General features: G+C 69.8%; 14 protein-coding genes. 6 read left to right on the forward strand and 8 right to left on the reverse strand.

The features are described from left to right. Positions 1-7: 7 nt before the first annotated feature. The 3 genes from WME79_RS48720 to WME79_RS48730 all read right to left on the reverse strand — a co-directional run bounded on the left by WME79_RS48720 (position 8) and on the right by WME79_RS48730 (position 4,617). Entirely contained in the window at positions 8-1,264 is a 1,257-nt protein-coding gene (locus tag WME79_RS48720) for a PAS domain-containing protein (protein ID WP_437529820.1), read from the reverse strand. 323 nt (positions 1,265-1,587) lie between these two features. Next, positions 1,588-3,438, reverse strand: coding sequence for a DUF459 domain-containing protein (locus tag WME79_RS48725; RefSeq protein ID WP_437529823.1), 1,851 nt, complete (start codon positions 3,436-3,438; stop codon positions 1,588-1,590). Positions 3,439-3,531: 93 nt separating this feature from the next. After that, the gene (locus WME79_RS48730; protein ID WP_437529826.1) at positions 3,532-4,617 is read right to left on the reverse strand and encodes an aldo/keto reductase; all 1,086 of its coding nucleotides are present in this window, start codon (positions 4,615-4,617) and stop codon (positions 3,532-3,534) included. 93 nt (positions 4,618-4,710) lie between these two features. On the opposite strand from WME79_RS48730, the gene WME79_RS48735 reads away from it, so the two are divergent. Then, entirely contained in the window at positions 4,711-5,139 is a 429-nt protein-coding gene (locus tag WME79_RS48735; protein ID WP_437529828.1) for a MarR family winged helix-turn-helix transcriptional regulator, read from the forward strand. A 146-nt stretch (positions 5,140-5,285) separates the two neighbouring features. Here WME79_RS48735 and WME79_RS48740 read toward each other — a convergent pair whose 3' ends face one another. The 4 genes from WME79_RS48740 to WME79_RS48755 all read right to left on the reverse strand — a co-directional run bounded on the left by WME79_RS48740 (position 5,286) and on the right by WME79_RS48755 (position 8,298). Then, the gene (locus WME79_RS48740) at positions 5,286-5,783 is read right to left on the reverse strand and encodes a hypothetical protein (RefSeq protein ID WP_437529831.1); all 498 of its coding nucleotides are present in this window, start codon (positions 5,781-5,783) and stop codon (positions 5,286-5,288) included. 4 nt (positions 5,784-5,787) lie between these two features. Continuing rightward, complete coding sequence (locus WME79_RS48745) at positions 5,788-6,303, reverse strand: hypothetical protein (protein ID WP_437529833.1); 516 nt, start codon at positions 6,301-6,303, stop codon at positions 5,788-5,790. Between the two features lie 19 nt (positions 6,304-6,322). Continuing rightward, complete coding sequence (locus tag WME79_RS48750) at positions 6,323-7,045, reverse strand: hypothetical protein (protein WP_437529836.1); 723 nt, start codon at positions 7,043-7,045, stop codon at positions 6,323-6,325. Positions 7,046-7,374: 329 nt separating this feature from the next. Then, on the reverse strand, positions 7,375-8,298 hold the full coding sequence (locus WME79_RS48755) for a DMT family transporter (RefSeq protein ID WP_437529839.1): 924 nt from the start codon (positions 8,296-8,298) through the stop codon (positions 7,375-7,377). Between the two features lie 339 nt (positions 8,299-8,637). Here WME79_RS48755 and WME79_RS48760 point away from each other — a divergent pair, with 339 nt between their 5' ends. Further along, complete coding sequence (locus WME79_RS48760; RefSeq protein WP_437529842.1) at positions 8,638-9,234, forward strand: hypothetical protein; 597 nt, start codon at positions 8,638-8,640, stop codon at positions 9,232-9,234. 32 nt (positions 9,235-9,266) lie between these two features. Here the strand turns inward: WME79_RS48760 and WME79_RS48765 are convergent, their stop codons facing one another. Continuing rightward, on the reverse strand, positions 9,267-9,920 hold the full coding sequence (locus tag WME79_RS48765) for a DUF4291 domain-containing protein (RefSeq protein ID WP_437540092.1): 654 nt from the start codon (positions 9,918-9,920) through the stop codon (positions 9,267-9,269). Positions 9,921-10,192: 272 nt separating this feature from the next. Here WME79_RS48765 and WME79_RS48770 point away from each other — a divergent pair, with 272 nt between their 5' ends. The 4 genes from WME79_RS48770 to WME79_RS48785 all read left to right on the forward strand — a co-directional run bounded on the left by WME79_RS48770 (position 10,193) and on the right by WME79_RS48785 (position 18,133). Further along, positions 10,193-12,385, forward strand: coding sequence for a beta-propeller domain-containing protein (locus WME79_RS48770; protein WP_437529845.1), 2,193 nt, complete (start codon positions 10,193-10,195; stop codon positions 12,383-12,385). 166 nt (positions 12,386-12,551) lie between these two features. After that, the gene (locus tag WME79_RS48775; RefSeq protein WP_437529847.1) at positions 12,552-13,481 is read left to right on the forward strand and encodes a phosphatase PAP2 family protein; all 930 of its coding nucleotides are present in this window, start codon (positions 12,552-12,554) and stop codon (positions 13,479-13,481) included. Between the two features lie 129 nt (positions 13,482-13,610). Further along, a complete protein-coding gene (locus tag WME79_RS48780) occupies positions 13,611-13,820 on the forward strand; it encodes a TOBE domain-containing protein (protein WP_437529850.1) in 210 nt (69 codons plus the stop codon). 416 nt (positions 13,821-14,236) lie between these two features. Next, positions 14,237-18,133 (forward strand): DUF4215 domain-containing protein, encoded by a 3,897-nt coding sequence (locus WME79_RS48785; RefSeq protein WP_437529853.1) that lies wholly within the window; start codon positions 14,237-14,239, stop codon positions 18,131-18,133. Positions 18,134-18,411 lie beyond the last annotated feature (278 nt).

Below are 18,411 nucleotides of genomic sequence, written 5' to 3' on the forward strand. Positions count from 1 at the left end.
TCGCCGCTCAGCCGGAGATGGATCCCCCTCTGCGCTCCCTGGTCCGTAGCGCGTAATCGATGCCGCTGCGCAGCGTGGCCTCTGTCACCAGGCCCTGCCAATCCACGCCGAGGTCGATGAGCATCCGCGCGATGCCTGGCTGAATGCCCGTGAGCACGACCTTCGCCCCGAGCAGCCCCACCGCGCGAGCGGCTTGCATGAGCACCCCCGCCACCTGGGCGTCGACCGATCTCACCCCCGTGATGTCGATGATGGCGATGCTCGCCTGGTGCGCGCCGACCCCGGAGAGCAAGGTCTCGATGATCCGGCTCGCCCGCTCGGGATCGAGCGTGCCGATGAGCGGCATGACGAGCACCCCGTCGGCGATCGGCAAGAGCGGCGTCGCGAGCTCCCGGATGATCGCCTGTTGCGCCGCGATGACCGCCAGCTGCGCCTCCTGGCGTTCGGCCTCCGCCCGCTTGATGGCCGTGATATCGATGGCCGCGCCCCCGACGGTCCCCTCCGGGATGCCAGGACCCCGGATGGGAAACTTGACGGAATGGAACTGCTTTATCCCTTCTGTCGGGTGAGGGACGCTCTCCTCGAACGCCGTCGCGACGCCGGTGTTCCTCACCGCGTCATCCGCGGCCTTCACCTGCGCGACGATCTCGTCCGGGAGCATGTCGTGATCGCGCATGCCAGCGCCGCTCCCCGGCTTCATGCCCATGAACCGTTCGAATTGAGCGTTGAGCACGACATACCTGCTGTCCGGATCCTTGGCGAACATCATGGCAGGCATGTACTCAAGGAACGCGTGAAGCAGCGCTTCGCTCTTCTGCAGCTCCACCTCACGGCGCGCTTTCTCGGTGACATCCTCGGCTGAAACGAGGATCTGATGCGCCGCCCCATCATCGCCGCGCGTGAGGACCAGGCAGCGCAGGGTAAAGAAGCGCTCGACGTCTCCGGTGCACCGCGCGCGCAGCGCGTGTTCGAGGGGCTGGCCGTCCAGTGAAGCCGTGAGCTGCCGCACATGACCAGCTGACGCATCGAGGTCCTCGGGGTGGATGCGAGAGATGAGGGTCTCCCAGGCGCGCTCTGGCGTCTCCTGGTCGCTGATCCCGAGCGCCTGGACGAAGGCGCGATTGCGGGCGACGATCCGCCTGTCCCTGACATCGAGGACACAGAGGATGGTCGGCGCCAGGTCAAATAGCTGCTCGACCAGCGTGCCTTCCGGCCCCTTTGCCCGCGCGGCCATCGAGCCGTTCGAGGTAGGCGTATCCGTCATACTGTCCGTGCCCTCCTCGTTTACGCCTAGCGGATTTCTTCGCCTCTGTGGTGCGAGAATTCCGTGCCGCACGGCGGATCAGGCAGGCGAACGAGCGCATGGCCGATCGCGATCACAGCCGCTGCTGCCGACGTGCCCCTGCTGGTACGAGGGGACACCGGTGCTCAGGAACTCGCGGTTGCAGTACTCGTTGTCTTCGCGTCCCACGGCGAGACCGTCTGCCGCCGGCGCCCGCCGCGCTGGTGGACGGGCCTTCACTCGCTTTGCCTCCCGCGCCGCTTCTCCTCCGAGGTCGCTTTTGGAACTGCAGGCGGCGTGCGCGCTCAGCGGGGCGGCTCGGGGTCCGCCGCAGCGCCGGTCACGCGCGGCTTCGCGCGGAGCTCCGCGAGCGTCCACTGCGCCACGCCGCGCGCCCCCTCGATCGTGAAATGCACGCCGTCGGGCCGGATCGCCCCGTCCTCGTACATGCGCCGGCACTCGCCCCCGGGGCAGATATTCTCCTGGAGGTCGAGGAGCGCGACGTCGGGCAGCGTCGCGACGACCTTCCGGATCGAGCGGTTGATGCACGTGACCTGCTCGCGGACGTCCTTCGTCTCCCAATCGCCGAGCGCGTAGGGGACGGTCGCCATCCAGACGCGCACGTGCGGGTTCCGGAGCTTGTCGAGGTTCGTGACGAGGTTCGTCTCGAAGCGCTCGTGCCACGCCGGCTTGCACGCCTTCGTCCACTCGTCGTTCGCCGTGATGCCGTGCATGAAGGCGCCGCCGAGGTAGAGGACCGCGGCGTCGGGCTTCGTCTGCGCGAGGAGCGCGGGCCACTCGGTCATGCCGCAGAGATCCGCCATGATGGTGCAGCCGTCCCGCCCGTGGAGGTCCACCGCGAGCCCGCGCTCCTGCAGACCGCGGAGCGCCCAGCCCAGCGTGTTCGCCGTCGAGTCGCCGACGACGACGACGCGGAACGTGACGTCGTCCTTCACGACCGCGGTGACGAGCGCGTTGATCATCGCGGAGCCCTTCGGCGCCTCGCCGTCCTGCGCGTGGGTCGCACGGACGGCGATGAGCAGGCCGAGCGCGACGCCGGCAGGCACCGCCCAGAACGAGCGCCCCTTCGGCAGCCCGCGCTCGCGGATCGGCTTCTCGAGGAAGCGGTAGGAGACGAGCGCGACCGCGAAGGTGATCGCGAAGCGGAGCGCGGTGAGGGCAGGGCCATGCAGGCGATCGCTCGACACGAACACGTGCACCGGCCAGTGCCAGAGGTAGACGCCGTAGCTGATGGTGCCGACCCACGCGAGCGGGCGCCACGCGAGCGCGCGCGCGACGAGGCTCTTCGAGCCCTGCACCGCGCACGCGATGAGGACGAGGGCCCCGAGCTCCGTCAGCCAGAACCCGCCGTGGTAGAGGAGCCACGACTGGCCGTCGAACACGGACCACGCGATCGCGAGGCCGATCGCCGAGACGACGCCGGCGCCGTCGAGGAGGCGCACCGCGCCCGCGGAGAGCTCGGCGCGCGGCGTGAGCACCGCCGCGAGCGCGGCGCCGAGGAGGATGCCGGAGGCGCGCGTGTCCGTGCCCATGTACACGCGCGTCGTGCTCTCCGGCGCGAAGAGGACGAGCATCGCGATCGCGGAGAGCGCGGCCAGCGCCAGCGTGAGGACGAGCACGCCGCGGCGCGACCACCGCGAGAGCACGAAGACGATGACGAGCGGCCAGACGACGTAGAACTGCTCCTCGATCGCCAGGCTCCACGTGTGCTCGAGCGGCGAGCGCGACGTGAAGAGCTCCCAGTAGCTCTTGTGCGCGTAGATGGCGCGCCAGTTCGCGACGTAGCCGAGCGTCGCGAGCACGTCGGCGCGGAGGCCGGCGAGCGCGCTTGGCGGCCCGAAGAGGCGCCCGTGGAGCGCGACCACCGGGACGAGCGCGAGGAGCGCCGGGAGGAGCCGGCGCGCGCGGCGGATCCAGAAGTCCTTGAGCGAGATCGCGCCGCGCGCCTCGTGCTCCGCGAGGAGGAGCGACGTGATGAGGTAGCCCGAGAGGACGAAGAAGAGATCGACGCCGAGGAAGCCGCCGCGCAGCATCCCGTTCGCGTGGAAGAAGAGGACGCCGAGCAGGGCGAGCCCGCGCAGCCCGTCGAGCGCGGGCAGGTGTGGGAAGAGCGGGCGACGGGCGGGCGTGTCCACGAGAGGAGGGGCGAGACTATCAAAACGCCCGGGCGGCGCCTCTCATGCCGAGCGCTCTCGTTGCGCGGATCGCGCCGTGGTCGAGGTCACTCGTCAGTAGTGATCCCCCTTCTTCGTGACGCCGAAGGGGATGAGCTGCGACGGTTGACCGTTGATCGTCGTCCCCCCGGCCTGGATCATCCGCGCCAGCTCGAGGAACTCGGCCGGGAAGTTCAGCTTCGGAGCGGTGAGCGCGTCGAGCGCTGCCGTCTGCTCCGGCGTGAGCTTCACATCGAGCGCTCTCACGTTGTCGTCGAGCTGCGCCAGCGTGCGCGCCCCGATGATCGTGGACGCCACCGCCGGGCGCGCTTGCACCCAGCTGAGGGCGACGCGCGCGACGGTGGTCTCGCGCTGCTTGGCGATCCGCTCGAGCTCGTCGATCACCGTGTAGCTCCTCTCATCGAGGTAGCCCGCGGCCCACTGCCGCCCCTCCGGCTTGACCGTCGCGGCGTTCTTCCGCGTGTACTTGCCGCTCAGGATCCCGCTCCGTAAGGGCGACCACGGCGTCACCCCCAGCCCGAGCTCCTGGGCCATGGGAATCAGCTCCCCTTCGACCGTCCGCTCGAGGAGCGAATACTCGATCTGCAGCCCGATGAACGGCGCCCATCCGCGGAACTGAGCGAGCAGCTGCCCTTGAGTCACCTTCCACGCAGGGGTGTCGGACACGCCGATATAGCGGACCTTCCCCGACTGGACGAGATCGTGGAGCGCCGCCATGGTCTCCTCGATCGGCGTGAACTTGTCCCAGTTGTGCAGCCAGTAGAGATCGATGTAGTCGGTGCGCAGCCGGCGGAGCGACTGCTCGCAAGCGGCGAGGATCGATTTGCGGTTCGAGCCGCCGCCGTTGGGATCACCGACGTACAGGTTTCCGCTGAACTTGGTGGCGATCACCAGCCGGTCGCGCTTCTGCCGGTCGTGGCCGAGGTGGTCACCGATGATCTTCTCGGAGTGCCCTTTGGTGTAGAGGTTCGCCGTATCGATGAAGTTCCCCCCGAGCTCGATGAAGCGGTCGAGGATGGCTTCGGAGTCCTTGACGCTGCTCCCCCAGCCCAGGTCTTCGCCGAACGTCATGGCGCCGAGGCAGAAGGGGCTCACCCGCAGACCTGAGCGACCGAGCGTGACATAATGATCGAGCGGCATCGCATCACCTCCGGAACTTGTTCCGTTTCGAACAGTTCAATATTGAACTAGTAGCGCCGCACCGCTCCATCGTCAAGCGCGAGCAGAAAGAACATGGACAAGCCTTCGCCCTGGGAGCTCTGGACGTTGAACTTCGAGTTCAGCATGGCGGTCATGGCCGAGGTGGAGCCAGAGGTGCGCGCGCTGGGGCTCGAGATGAAGGAGTTCTTCCTCCTCGGCAAACTCGACGACCACCCTTATCCTGCCGAGCTCGCGCGCGCGCTGCTCACGCCCAAGCCTTCGATCACCTTCATGGTGAAGCGGATGGAGGCGGCTGGCTTCGTCCAGCGTGAGACGGAGGCGGGCGACCTGCGGCGCTTTCGCCTGACGCTCACCCGCTCGGGGCGCAAGGCGATGGAGGCGGCGCGGGCGATCCTCGACGACGCCTTTGGACGGCGGCTCGCGCGGATCTCGGCAGGCGAGCGCGCCGAGCTGGCGCGGCTCCTCACGCGGCTGATGGGGGAGCGCGCCCGTCCGCGCTGACGAGCGGGCCCGCGCGGAAGCATGGCGAGCCTGCCCCCCGCCGCCAATTGGCCTGCTCCCTCACCCGCTTTCGGAGGTGGCGGCCCACCTCCTCGTCGCGCCGTCGGCTGCCGCGGCGTCCCGCGCCGGGGCAGCCGCCCTCGCGCTCACTCGTAGTCGCGCTTTAGCTCTTCGTAGAACGCGTCGCTCATGAGGTAGTCTGCCCACCACTGCTCGACCGGCGTCGCGCCCCGGCGCTGCTGGAAGAGCACCAGATCGTCCAGCTCGCCGTCGTACCAGCCCCACAGGAATCGGGCCCGCAGCACGTCCACGTTTCGGCTGCGGAGCTCGGCCACCGCGTCCTCGAGCGACTCGTCGTCGAACTCGTCGACCAGCGCCTCCGCCTCGTCGATGATCTCGCCGAGGTAGGCCAGCCCCTTCTTGGTGAGCTCGAACCGCGCCTTGCGGCGGTTGACCTCGACGAGGTCCGCGTTCACGAGCTCCTGCAGGACGTCCTCGAGCGGGCTCAGCTCGGACGGCAGCACGAGGGGCATCTCCATGCCTCCATCGGCGGGCTTCAGGTCCATCTTCTTCAGCACGTAGATGCCGGCATAGACCAGCTTCTGCTCGCGCGACACGATCGGCTGTCTGCGTCCTTCGAACATCGCCTCACTCCGCGGTGCGCCAGGCCTCCGCCTCGAGGCGGATGTGCCGGCGACCGTCTGCGTCGGTGTCGAGCCACGCGTCGACGTCGCCATGGGCGTAGTACACGGGGGTGCGCCCCGCCGCCTCAGGCCGCCGGATGCGCGCGGCGTGGGGGTTGCACATGGCGAGCACGATGGCGCGCTCGCCGGAGAACGCGGCCGGCAGCCAGCGCTCGAGGAACGCCGACAGGAGCACGGTCACCGAGTAGTCCTTGGCGACCTCCTCGACGAAGAACTCGAGCTCCACGTCATCGGGCAGCACCTCCGGCTCGTCCGCGGCGTGCACCGCCACGACGAGCGCGTCGGTCACCCGGAGCGGCCCTCGATCCGCGCGGCCATCCAGCCAGAGCGCGTCCACCCGGCACCAGCCGAACTGCGTGGACTCCACGTCTGGCTCGTCGCGGTGCTGTTCGAGGTTCAGCAGCTCCAGCGCGGGACGGCAGCGGAACGGGAGCTCGGAGATGCTTTGCAGGGGCTGCATCGCGGCGGCCGGCGCGCGGCTACGCGACCAGACGCTCGGGCCTGCGGCCTCGCTCGCTGCGGCGGACGCCGAAGCGCGAGCCGGCGCCGGACTTGCCGCTCCCGAAGCGGCTGCCGCCGGCGTTGTTGTAGCGCCGCCCGGTCTGCGACGACCTGCTGTGGTCGACGCTGGACGGGTTCGCGGCGCGGTACGCCTCGCGGTGGGATCGCAGATCGGGCGAGCGGCCGGGCGGCGTGGTGTACGGCTGCGTGTACACCGGCACGTAATTGGGGCGCAGCGCCGACGACACCATGGCGCCGAGGAGCATGCCGGACGCCAGGCTCATCACCGGCGAGTGGTAGTAGCCGTAGGGGCCGAACCCGGACGTCTGGATCTGCGCGGCGCCTTCGCCCGAGACGTCGCGGCGGATCGAGAACACCTTCTCGGGGTCCTGCACGCTGCCGTCGCTGTTCTTGTCGAAGAACCCGGTGACGACCTGCGTCTTGGCGTCCAGGTCCTGTACGGCGACGCTGATGACCTCGCTCCCCTGGTAGATCTCGTTGACGCGCCGCTCGAAGTCCTCGGGCCCCTCGGCCGCCTTGAAGGCTTCGTTGACCTTGTCGAAGTCGAGCTCGACGTTGGTGTTCTCGGTCGTCGCCCAGCGCTCCCTGGACCGCCCGCCGCTGCCGCTGGTATCGCAGCCGGCGGTCGCGACGGCGAGGGCTGTCAAGAGCACGACGGGCAGGGTGGTCTTCGTCATCATCTAGAACAATCTGTCTGGTGCCGACGGGGGATTCTGTCAAGCAGGCGGGGCGGTACGCTCGAGCTTGAACGCGGCGTATGGATCCGCGCCGAGCTGGAAGTCCCGGATTCGCAAGGTTTTCCCCGACGGGGCCCTCCAGGTCCAGGGAGAGCCCCAGCGCGTTCGTCTCCGCGAACGCCAGCGCTCCGACGCCGTCGCGTAACCGGCGTCCTCCGCGAACCGCGCCCGCTCGCCGAGGTCGCGGGCGCGGGCCCACTCGGCAGAGCTCCCAGGCTTGGAGCGGGCCCCCCGCGCTGCTGGGTCGGAGCGCCAAACGAGGCGCAGGGCATTCAGGTCGCCTTTGGCTTGTGCGTGGCGAAGAAGAGGCCCGGCAATACAAGCGCTGCGCCGAGCCAATGGTAGAGCGCAAAGGCCTCTCCGAGGAGGAGCCAGGCCAGCACGGCCGTATAGACCGGCGACAGGTAGAGCAGCAGGCCAGTGCGGCTGGGGCCGAGATGCTTGGTGATATAGCCGTACGTGGCATAGGCGCCGACGCCCGGCACCAGGACCAGGGTCAGCACGGTGGCGATGGTGCGCAGGTCGAAATGCGGCCCGCCGCGGCTCGCCAGCTCCCAGCCGAGCAGCGGCAGCAGGAGGATCGCCCCGGCCGCCGCGATCGCGGTGAGCCGCGCCTGGACCCCCAGCGGATCGGGCCAGCGCTTCAGCAGCACCGTGTAAAGCGCCCAGGAGATCGCGGCGCCAAGGATCATCAGGTCCCCGGTGCTGAAGCTGAGCGCCAGCAGCACCGCCGGGTCGCCGCGCAGCACGATGACCAGCACGCCGGCCAGCGCCAGCGCCGCGCCCAGGCCCTGGCGCCCGCTGAGCCGCTCTCCGAACATGGCCCGCGACAGAAGGATGATGATCACCGGCGAGACGGCGTAAATCAGGCCGATATTCGTGGCCGTCGTGCTGGCGGCGCCGTAATAAACGCCGGCGCCGCAGATGCCCATGCCCAGCAGGCCGAGGAGGGCGTATCGGGCCCAGTCCCGCCGCAGCGCGGCGCGGGCGCGCCACAGCTCGCGGCTGCAGAAGGGGAGCAGCACCAGCACGACGCCCATCCAGCGAAGCTCCGCCAGCGCCACCGGCGGAATGAAATCGGTCGTGGCGCGGGCCAGCAGCATGTTGGCGGTGAACAGCGCCGGGGTGACGAACAGCAGGACGTGAGCGATGCGCTGCTGGCGGGACTCGGCGAAGCCGAGAGACGTGGAAGCCATTGAGGCAGACAGTAGGGAAGCGCCGCTACCCTGGCCAGGGCGTGTCCCGGGCACGCCGGTGCCGTGTCCGTAGCACGACGTCCGTGCACGATGGCCTCCAAGCCACCGATGCTCTCGGGCACGACATGGCACATCCTCGCGTCAATCTCCTCTCCTCGCGGCTGCTCGCCCGTCATGCGCGCTGCGAGCCCGCCAGAGCGGCCCGCTCGGCGGGCGCGTCACCGCGCGTCGACGGAGGCTGGAGCCACAAGGGATGCTGGAACCTCCGTCTCCTGCGCTCACGCATCCATCCCTCGCGCCGCGCGATGGCCGGCCCCAGGGAGGGGAGCGGAGGCACGCATGATCAAGCCACCGCCCAGCCGCGACGACCTGCTGGCGATCGCCCACGAGCACAACCACGTTCACAACGAGCACCAGCGGGCCACCGCCGAGTCCGTGCGGCGCAAGCTCGAGGCGCGCATGCTCGAAATCGAGGGCCGCTTCGAGCGCGAGCTCGCCGAGGTGATCCCCGACGAGGCCCTCCGGCAAGCCTGGCGCGAACACCTGCACTGGCGCGCGGCGGCGCCGAGCGAGCCGGCCCCGGTGTCCCCGCTGGTCTTCCGCGGCCGGTCCGACGTCGGCTCCGAGGTCGTCGCGCGCGAGAAGGCCGGCGACACGCACATCGAGGTCGACGGTGCCGTCTACCATCGGCGCCCCGGCCTCGATCTCGCGGCCGATCGGGCGGGCGCGGTGCTCCGGGTCGGCACGCTCCCGCCCTTCCGTGAGCGCTTCGAGCTCCCCGCCGAGGCGCTCGACGCGCTGCGCGCCTGGGTCGAGCGCCCGGGCGCCGAGCCGCCCTGGCGCTGGGCGCACGAGCTCGTCGCCGAGGGCCTCGTGGACGGCCACTTCGCCCTGACCGACCGCGGCCGCCGCGCCCTCGTGCGGCGCGCCGCCTAGGGGCCCTCTCGCCGTTCACCCCTCTCGTCCCGCTACGCCCCCCAGCGCTCTATCCCGACCCGCCTCGCTCCCTCCGCCGCTGCCGGCCAATACACCTCTTCCCGCGGGATCTCGATCTGTCCGGCTCCCCGGCCGCGCAGCACCTCCCTCTGCTCTGCCACGAGCGCCGAGATGTCCTCCACGCCCACCGTCCACTCTTCTGCGAACCGCCGCAGCATCGCGCCTCGCAGACCGAGCTGGATCGCCCTCCGCGCGACCGGCGCGCCCGACGGATGGTGGTCCGGATCCCACTGAAGCCGCACGTCCGAGCGCTCGAGATCTCTCTTCCACGCTTCCTGGCTCGGGTGCAGCTCGGGCACGAAGCTCGACGGCACCGCGGCCGCCAGGATCGCGTCGAACCCCGCGCGCTGGATGCGGATGGCCAGCACCGCCTCCTGGTCGGGCTTCGTGCCCCAGCCCGAGCGGAACATCATCCAGAGGAAGTTCGGCTTGATCCAGCTCATGCGGCCAAAGCTGAACTCCGGCCCTCCGAGCCGCTGATGCAGGGCCGCGTGGCGTGCGATGGACGGACGGTACGCCTGATAGACCACGATGGTCTCGGCGTCGAACTGCGCGAGGATGTGGCGTCCTGCGGAGGGCCAGCGGTCGGCCTGCGCAGCATACGACGCGAGCTCCAGCTTCTTCATCACGCCTGCATCACTCCCTCCTCGTGCTCTTCTCGACCCACCCTGCCTCGTCCGAGCCCCCGTGTCACCGCGGCATTCCTCTTCCTCCGCACTTCTTCCTGGCCCTCTGGCGCCTGCGCGCCGACCCAATCAGGTGTTGGGCGCAGTTTGTGCCGCCATGTGCCAGAGGGCGCCCGTCGTATCTGCCCGTAATTGCTAACAAAATGCCTCGGCATGTCGAGTGCTTCCCCTGAGGCCATCGATCCGAACGACAGACGGACACGGAGACTCACATGCGATCATTCTACAGGGGTTGTACGCTTGTTTCTCTGCTTGCGCTCGGCGCCAGCTTCGCCGCCTGCTCGAGCGGAAGTGGTTCGGGCGGGCCCGCGCAGACGGGCCTGGCACAGAGCGCCCTCACGCCTGCGACGAGCTGCGACGATGTCGAGGCGCTGCTGCGCGAACGGCTGAAGCAGAACATGATCAAATCGGTCGAAGTGGCGCGGAAGTCCGCCCTGATGGAGCTCGAGGGCGGGTGCGTCTGGTTCGGAGCGGACGGCGGGGCAGTCGGCGCCTCCAGCTCCGGTTCCGCCTCTTCGGGAGGGCCCGTCCCGGCGCCGAACGAGGAGGCGGGGGGCGGGGGTGTCGACGACGGGGGGGCCAAGGAGTACTCGACGACGAACACGCAGGAAGCCGACGTCGACGAGGCCGACTTCATCAAGAACGACGGAGAGAACGTCTACATCCTGGCCCACGGGCAATTCCAGATCTTCGATGCGTGGCCCGCCGCCGACATGCACCGCGTCGCGTCGGTTGCGATCGAGGGGGAGCCGAAGAAGCTCTTCGTCCACGAGAAGCGCGCCCTCGTGTACTCGTCGCTGTCCCCGTCCTCGTCGCCTGACGGCGAGGTCTCTTATTATTCCAGCGGTGAGTGCACGTACGGATACGACTGCGAGTTCACGGGCGACGGCACGCCGCTCCTGGTCACCGAGCTCGACATCAGCGACCTCACGGCGCCGGCCGTCGTGCGGACGCTGAAGTTCTCCGGATCGTTCCTCAACGCCCGGCGCATCGGGACCGCGGTGCACACGATCGTTGCCTCCCCCGAGCCGACGGTGCAGGGACTCTCTACCTGGCCAGAGGGACTCGATATCTGCTCCCTGTCCAACCAGGGGGTCAACCCGTCCACGGTGGCCGCCGTGAACAGCGCATACGACAAGCTCCTGGAGAAGAACATCGCCCTGATCGACGCGGCCCCGCTCGACATCCAGATGCCCAGCGTCGAGGACACGGTGTACCGGGACGGCGTGGCCTCGCCGAGCAGCCACACCCCGTTCGTGGCCTGCGAGAACTTCTACCTGTCGAACACGGGCGACGGGCAGAGCTTCCTCTCGGTCGTCTCGACCGAGCTCGGCACCGAGGCGCTCGGCCAGACGACGATCGTGGGCAGGCCCGGCGCCGTCTACGCGACCGCAGACTCGCTCTACGTGGCGAGCCGGCACCAGTACGGCCAGACGTACGGCTGGTTCTACGACGACGGCGAGACGACGCCCGACGCGACGACCATCCACAAGTTCGCGCTGAGCGAGCGCGCGGCGCCGAGCGTGTACCTGGGGAGCGGCGTCGTGAAGGGGCGCGTGCTCAACCAGTTCGCCCTCAGCGAGCACGAGGGTTATCTCCGCATCGCGACCACCACCGGGCACCTGCCCGACCCGAACACGCACAATACCGTCGCGTCGCTGAAGCAGGAGGGCGGCGAGCTCGTGGTCAAGGGGATGGTGGACCAGCTCGCTCCCGGCGAGGACATCCGATCCGCCCGCTTCTACGGCGACGTCGGGTTCGTCGTGACCTTCAAGAAGACCGACCCGCTCTACACCATCGACTTCTCGGATCCCGAGGCGCCGAGGGTGCGCGGCGAGCTGAAGATCCCCGGCTTCTCGACCTACATGCACATGATCGACGAGGGGCACGTCATGAGCATCGGCTACGACGCCGACGACCAGGGCGACTTCGCGTGGTTCCAGGGGATCATGCTCCAGATCTTCGACGTGACGGACCTCGACGCGCCGAAGCTCACGCACAAGGAGGTGATCGGGACGCGCGGCTCCGCGAGCGACGCCGCGACCAACCACCTCGCGTTCAACTACTTCACCCAGCGGGGGCTGCTCGGGATCCCCATGGTCATCTGCGAGGGCGGAAGCGGCGGCGACTTCGGCGACACGATGACGTTCAGCGGGCTGCTCGTCTACAAGGTGGATACCGGCGCGGGCTTCACGTCCGTCGGCGGCGTGCCCCACCCGCTGCCCGACGCGAGCGCGGACGGGAACGGCCCGAGCTGCGGGAACTGGTGGAGCAGCGCGACGTCGTTCGTGAAGCGGAGCGTCTTCATGGAGGATTACGTCTACTCCGTCTCCGAGGACGAGATCCGGGTCGCCAACATCAGCGATCTCGCGACGCCGGAAGCCGTCGTGCCGCTCGTCCCCTGAGCGAGATCCGCGGCGCGGCCGCGTGCGATAGCGGGGTGCAGATTCGTGCGCCACGGGCTCAGCCGCTAGGCAGGCGAGTGAGACGTACGAAAGTACGCCGCAGCGAGCCGAACGACGCGGATGAGCCCGTGGCGCACGAAGATGCGCCCCGCTATAGAGCTCGGCCATGGAAGCGGTGGACCTCCCCGCCGAGCAGCTGGCCTCGGCGGTCGGCGCGCGGCCCTTTCTGCTGCTCGCGCTGCTCTTGATCGGAACGGTGGGGGTGCTCCTCGGGCTCGTCGCCGTCGCGCGCTTCTCCGACCGCCACGCGCGGGCGCTGTGGGCGTGGGCCGTCCGGGCCTACGCCGCGGCGGCCGCGCACCCGGTCACGCAGCGCCTCTCGGCCCGGTTCCCCGTGATCGCGAGGGTGCTGCGCGAGCTCTCCGCGGCCGAGTACCTCGTCATCCACCTCGGCCTCGGGCTGGTGCTCAGCCTGGCCGCGCTCGTGTTCGTCGCGCTCGCGGAGGGGGTGCGCGAGGGCGAGCCGATCGTGGACGTCGATCTCGCGCTCGCGCGCGCGCTCCACGCGTCGTCGAGCCGCGCCGGCGTGGCGGCGCTCCGCGCCTTCACCCTCCTCGGCAGCTTCTGGGCGCTCGCGCTGCTCGCGGTCGTCGTGGCCGCGGCGCTGCTGAGGCGGCGCCGGCGCGTCCTCGCGGTCGGGTGGCTCTTCGCGCTCGCCGGCGGCGGGCTCCTCAACTTCGCGCTCAAGGCCCTGTTCGCGCGGCCGCGGCCGACGTTCGCCGATCCGCTCGCGGTGGCCGCAGGATGGAGCTTCCCGAGCGGACACTCGATGGGCACGTTCGTCGCCTTTGGCATGCTCTCGTACCTGGGTCTCCTGCTCCTCCGGACGCTGCGCGCTCGCCTCGTGTTCGTCGCGCTCGCGCTCGGCTGGACCGTGGCGATGGGCTTCAGCCGCATGTACCTCGGCGTGCACTACCTGAGCGACGTGCTCGCGGGGTTCGCCGCAGGCACGGTGTGGCTGGCCGTCTGCATCTCGGGGATCGAGGTCGCGCGGCGCAGGCCGGGTCGGATCGACGGCCAGTCGCTGCCTGCCTGAGACGGCCAGTCGCGTCCGTCCAGAGGTGGGCAGTCGCAGGCGGCCTGAGCGGCCGGGTGCCCGCCGGCTCGCGGCGCGGGCCGACGCCCCGGCCGCTCCGCGTTAGGATCGCGCGGGAGGAGGCAGGAGATGCAGATCAGCGGCAGAAACAAGATCCCCGGGAAGATCACGGAGCTCGTGGTGGGCGACGTGATGGCCAAGGTCGTGATGGAGGGGCCGGGGGGCACGGAGCTCGTCGCGGTCATCACGAGCGACGCGGCGAAGGAGCTCGGCCTCTCTGTCGGCAAGGAGGTGCAGGCGCTCATCAAGGCGACCGAGATCATGGTGATCACCGGGTGAACGGCGGCTGTCCCGCGCGAACCTCGCCGCCGCCGCCCTGATCCGCGGCGAGCCCGGCGATGTCAAGATCGAACTCCGGCCGTGCTCGATTCGACATCAAGCCGCGAGCTCCTCGGCAGAAGCTGAGTTGAGTCACGGTGGAAATAGACGTTATTATCAAAATTTGCACCTGGACCAAGGTGCAGAACCGAGGTGGAAGCCGAGGCGCAGAACCAAGGCGCAGAACCATGGCGGCTACCGGCGGTGAGCGCGATGGCGAGCCGCGCCGAGCACAGCAGCGCCGCCGATTTCGCCTGGAGACGGGGTGCACTTTTACGATAAAGTGTATCTAGCGCCGTTTGCTCGGGAAGAGCGCAACGTGCGTTATCGAGGTGGCCGTGGGTTTAAGGACTTCTTATCTGGCTTTGGCGGTTGGATTGCTTCAGATCACGGTCGCTTGCGGCGGGGGCGGCGCGACCACGAGCGAGGCGACCGGCTCGGGGAGCGGCGCGAGCTCCGGCGGCGGCGGGCCTGGCGTCGGCGGCGCCGGCGGCACCGGCGGTGAGCCCGAGTTCACGGTGGGCAGCGGCATCGGGCTCGGTGGCAACGGCGGCGGCGAGCCGGACCCGTGCGAGGTCGATGATCCGCCCCCCGAGTGCTTCCTGCCTCCTGACCCCGCCTGCGGAGACGCGGCGCTGAACCAGGCGTCCGAGGCCTGCGACGACGGCAATACGCTGCCGGGCGACGGCTGTTCGGGGCAGTGCCAGGTCGAGCCTTACTGGGAGTGTCCGACGGCCGGCCGGCCTTGCGAGCTGACCATCGCGTGCGGCGACGGCGTCGTCGACCCCGGCGAGTTCTGCGACGACGGCAACAACATCGATGGCGACGGCTGCAGCGCCGACTGTTACTACGTCGACCCCTCGTACGTGTGCCCGAAGCCGGGCGAGCCGTGCATCCTGCTCTACGACTGCGGCGACGGCCGCGTGAACGGCTCGGAGGAGTGCGAGGACGGCGACGACCCGCCCGCCTCCGGCGACGGCTGCAGCGCGGACTGCAAGCGCGAGGCGGGGTTCCAGTGCAGCCGGCCCGGTCAGCCGTGTACGCGGCTGCCGGTCTGCGGCAACGGCGCCAAGGAGACGGGCGAGGGGTGCGACGACGGCAACACCGCGAGCGGCGATGGCTGCTCGAGCCTGTGCCGGCAGGAGCCCTACTACAACTGCCCGACCCCCGGCTCGCCCTGCGTGCGGCTGATCGAGTGCGGTGACGGCAAGGTGCAGCCGGGCGAGCTCTGTGACGACGGCAACGCCGCGGACGGCGACGGCTGCAGCGCCGACTGCCAGGTGAAGGACCCGGCGTATGTGTGCCTCGAGCCGGGCGAGCCTTGCATCCCCCTCTTCGAGTGCGGCGACGGCCGCGTGAGCGGCGACGAGCAGTGCGACGACGGCGACGACCCGCCGGCGAGCGGCGACGGCTGCACCGCGGACTGCCGGCTCGAGGAGGGCTGGGTCTGCAGGCCGGGCCAGCCCTGCACGGTGAGGACCTATTGCGGCGACGGCGTTGTGCAGCTCGGCGAGCAGTGCGACGACGGCGGGGGGACGTCCCCTGAGGGCGGCGACGGCTGCACCGCGCAGTGCAAGATCGAGGTCGGCTGGACGTGCCCGCCGGCCGGCGGGGCCTGCACCCCGCCGCCTCCGCCCGTGTGCGGCGACGGCAAGATCGGCGGCACCGAGGTGTGCGACGACGGGCAGAAGCCGCCGGCCAGCGGCGACGGCTGCAGCGCCGATTGCCAGACGATCGAGACGGGCTGGGACTGCTCGCGCGTCGGGTTCCCCTGCAAGACCCTCTGCGGCGACGGGCTCAAGCGCGGCGCCGAGCAGTGCGACGACGGCGATCTCGCCTCCGGCGACGGCTGCGACGATACGTGCCGCATCGAGCCCGGGCGGGTGTGCACCAACGCCGTGCCCCAGAACTGCACCGGCTACTCCGTCTGCGGCAACGGCGTCCGCGAGGGCACAGAGGCGTGCGATGACGGCAACGGCAACTGGCGCGACGGATGCACGCCGGACTGCAAGGGCGAGCCGAACTGCAGCGGCGGCGCGTGCATCTCGAAGTGCGGCGACGGCATGCTCCTGCCCGGCGACGCCACCGAGTCGTGCGACGACGGCAACACCGTGAGCGGCGACGGCTGCTCCGCCACGTGCACGATCGAGCCGGGCTACGCCTGCACCGTGGCGCCCACCGACATGCGGCTGCCGATGGTCATCCGCGACTTCATCGGCTGGTGTCCGGACGGCAATAGCAGCTACGACCGCACCCTCAGCAACAGCGCGTGCGACGCCAACCTGAACGACACGCTCATCGGGCACTTCGATTTCGAGATCACCCCCAACGGCAATCAGATCGACGGCACGGTCCAGACGACGCTCGATGCCAACGGCAAGCCGGTGAACGCCTACGGCAACCCCTTCGTCACGCCGAGCGCAGCGACCGGCTGGACCTCGGGCCAGGACAACTTCCAGTGGTGGTACCGGGACAACCCGATATACAACCGGACGCTCGTCACCACCATCGAGCTGACCCCGCAGGCCGGCAGGTACGTGTACCAGCGAAACCCGTTCTGGCCGGTGGACATCGACCCGCCGGGCACGGATCCCGTGCTCAACAACCTGGTCTCCACCGGGCACGAGCGGGCGCAGCAGAGCAACCCCTCGCACAACTACTACTTCACGAGCGAGGTCCGGTACTGGTTCCAGTTCAACCCGAACGGCGCCGCGGCCGATCCGGTGCTCACCTTCTTCGGTGACGACGACGTCTGGGTGTTCATCAAGAACACGCTGACCGCGGACATCGGCGGCATCCACGGGCAGCTCCAGGAGAGCGTGACCATCCTTGATAATGGCGACGCGCGCGTGACCCCGTGCACCGCCGCTGCCGGCTGCACGAACCGCGGCACCACCTACGACGTCGACCTGAACCTCGAGCCGGGCAAGGTCTACGAGATCGCGGTGTTCCAGGCCGAGCGCCATGTCACCGGGTCGAACTACCAGCTCACGCTGTCGGGCTTCAGCGCCGGCACGTCGGTGTGCACGCCGCAGTGCGGGGTCGACCCGCCGGTCGTGACGCCGGGCGAGGAGTGCGACGACGGCAGCGAGAACGGGGGCGGCTACGGCGGGTGCAACAACTGCCAGCTCGGGCCGTACTGCGGCGACGGCCAGAGGAACGGCCCGGAGACGTGCGACAACGGGATCAACAACAGCGCGTATGCCAACGCCTCGAACGCCTGCGCGCCGGGGTGCGTGGCCCCGCCCCGGTGCGGCGATGGCGCGGTCAACGCGCCGTACGAGGCGTGCGACCTCGGCTCCGGCAACACGGCGAACGGCTACGGCGGCTGCACGCGCGAGTGCGAGATCGGACCGTACTGCGGCGACGGCGCGACGAACGGCCCCGAGCAGTGCGACAACGGCAGCAACGACGGCTTCTACGGCACGTGCAACCCGAACTGCACGCCCGCCCCGCGGTGCGGCGACGCCAACGTCGACGAGGAGTGGGGTGAGGAGTGCGACGATCCGGCCGACCCGAACTGCGTGGGCTGCCAGCTCGGGGCGCTCTGCGGCGACACGGTGGTGCAGGCGAGCTACGGCGAGGAGTGCGACGACGGCGTCAACGACGGCGGCTACGGCGAGTGCGCGCCGATGTGCCTCTACGGCCCGCGCTGCGGCGACGGCGTGGTGCAGCCCGACGAGGAGGACTGCGACCTCGGCGAGGCCGACAACAACGGCGCCTACAACGGGTGCACACAGCACTGCTCGTACGGGCCGTACTGCGGCGACGCGACCGTCAACGGCGCTGAGACCTGCGACGACGGCGTGAACGACGGCTTCTACGGCAGCTGCTTCCCCGATTGCACGCCGGCGGCCAAGTGCGGCGACAGCAACATCGACGAGGACTGGGGCGAGCAGTGCGATCCCCCGAACGAGGCGACCGGTTGCAGCGAGAACTGCCGCCTCGGCGCCCAGTGCGGCGACTCGGTGGTGCAGGCCAACCTCGGCGAGCAGTGCGACGACGGCGTGAATGACGGCGGCTACGGCGAGTGCGGCCCGAGCTGCCTGTACGGCCCGCGCTGCGGTGACGGCGTGGTCAACGGCCCCGAGCAGTGCGACGACGGGGACGGCAACAACACCGGCGGTTACGGCAAGTGCGCGCCGGGGTGCGTGTACGGCCCGCACTGCGGCGACGGCGTACGGCAGAGCCTGTACGAGGAATGCGACGACGGGAACAACGCGAGCGGCGACGGCTGCAGCTCGGCCTGCAAGCACGACGGCCAACCTCAGTAGAAGAGACGGCCACCCGCGTCGGATCCGGGCCCACCTCGGCGTTTTCGGTGCTCAGCGTACAAGAGTACGCTTCCGCGCCGAAAACGCCGATCTGGGCCCGTCTCCTGTGCGGGTGGCCGTCGGCGTCGCTCAGCGGAGGCCGTCGGCGTCGCTCAGCGGAGGCCGTCGGCGTCGCTCAGCGGAGGCCGTCGGCGTCGCTCAGCGGAGGCCGTCGGCGTCGCTCAGCGGAGGCCGTCGGCGTCGCTCAGCGGAGGCCGTCGGCGTCGCTCAGCAGAGGC

The sequence above is a fragment of the Sorangium sp. So ce726 genome, from assembly GCF_051521405.1.
Taxonomy (GTDB): domain Bacteria; phylum Myxococcota_A; class Polyangia; order Polyangiales; family Polyangiaceae; genus Sorangium.

Excerpts from the sequence above, each read along its gene's own strand:
- WME79_RS48720 (WP_437529820.1), bottom strand. The coding sequence starts at position 1,264 with ATGACGGATACGCCTACCTCGAACGGCTCGATGGCCGCGCGGGCAAAG.
- WME79_RS48730 (WP_437529826.1), bottom strand. The coding sequence starts at position 4,617 with ATGCCGCTCGATCATTATGTCACGCTCGGTCGCTCAGGTCTGCGGGTG.
- WME79_RS48735 (WP_437529828.1), top strand. The coding sequence starts at position 4,711 with ATGGACAAGCCTTCGCCCTGGGAGCTCTGGACGTTGAACTTCGAGTTC.
- WME79_RS48740 (WP_437529831.1), bottom strand. The coding sequence starts at position 5,783 with ATGTTCGAAGGACGCAGACAGCCGATCGTGTCGCGCGAGCAGAAGCTG.
- WME79_RS48745 (WP_437529833.1), bottom strand. The coding sequence starts at position 6,303 with ATGCAGCCCCTGCAAAGCATCTCCGAGCTCCCGTTCCGCTGCCGTCCC.
- WME79_RS48750 (WP_437529836.1), bottom strand. The coding sequence starts at position 7,045 with ATGATGACGAAGACCACCCTGCCCGTCGTGCTCTTGACAGCCCTCGCC.
- WME79_RS48755 (WP_437529839.1), bottom strand. The coding sequence starts at position 8,298 with ATGGCTTCCACGTCTCTCGGCTTCGCCGAGTCCCGCCAGCAGCGCATC.
- WME79_RS48760 (WP_437529842.1), top strand. The coding sequence starts at position 8,638 with ATGATCAAGCCACCGCCCAGCCGCGACGACCTGCTGGCGATCGCCCAC.
- WME79_RS48765 (WP_437540092.1), bottom strand. The coding sequence starts at position 9,920 with ATGAAGAAGCTGGAGCTCGCGTCGTATGCTGCGCAGGCCGACCGCTGG.
- WME79_RS48770 (WP_437529845.1), top strand. The coding sequence starts at position 10,193 with ATGCGATCATTCTACAGGGGTTGTACGCTTGTTTCTCTGCTTGCGCTC.
- WME79_RS48775 (WP_437529847.1), top strand. The coding sequence starts at position 12,552 with ATGGAAGCGGTGGACCTCCCCGCCGAGCAGCTGGCCTCGGCGGTCGGC.
- WME79_RS48780 (WP_437529850.1), top strand. The coding sequence starts at position 13,611 with ATGCAGATCAGCGGCAGAAACAAGATCCCCGGGAAGATCACGGAGCTC.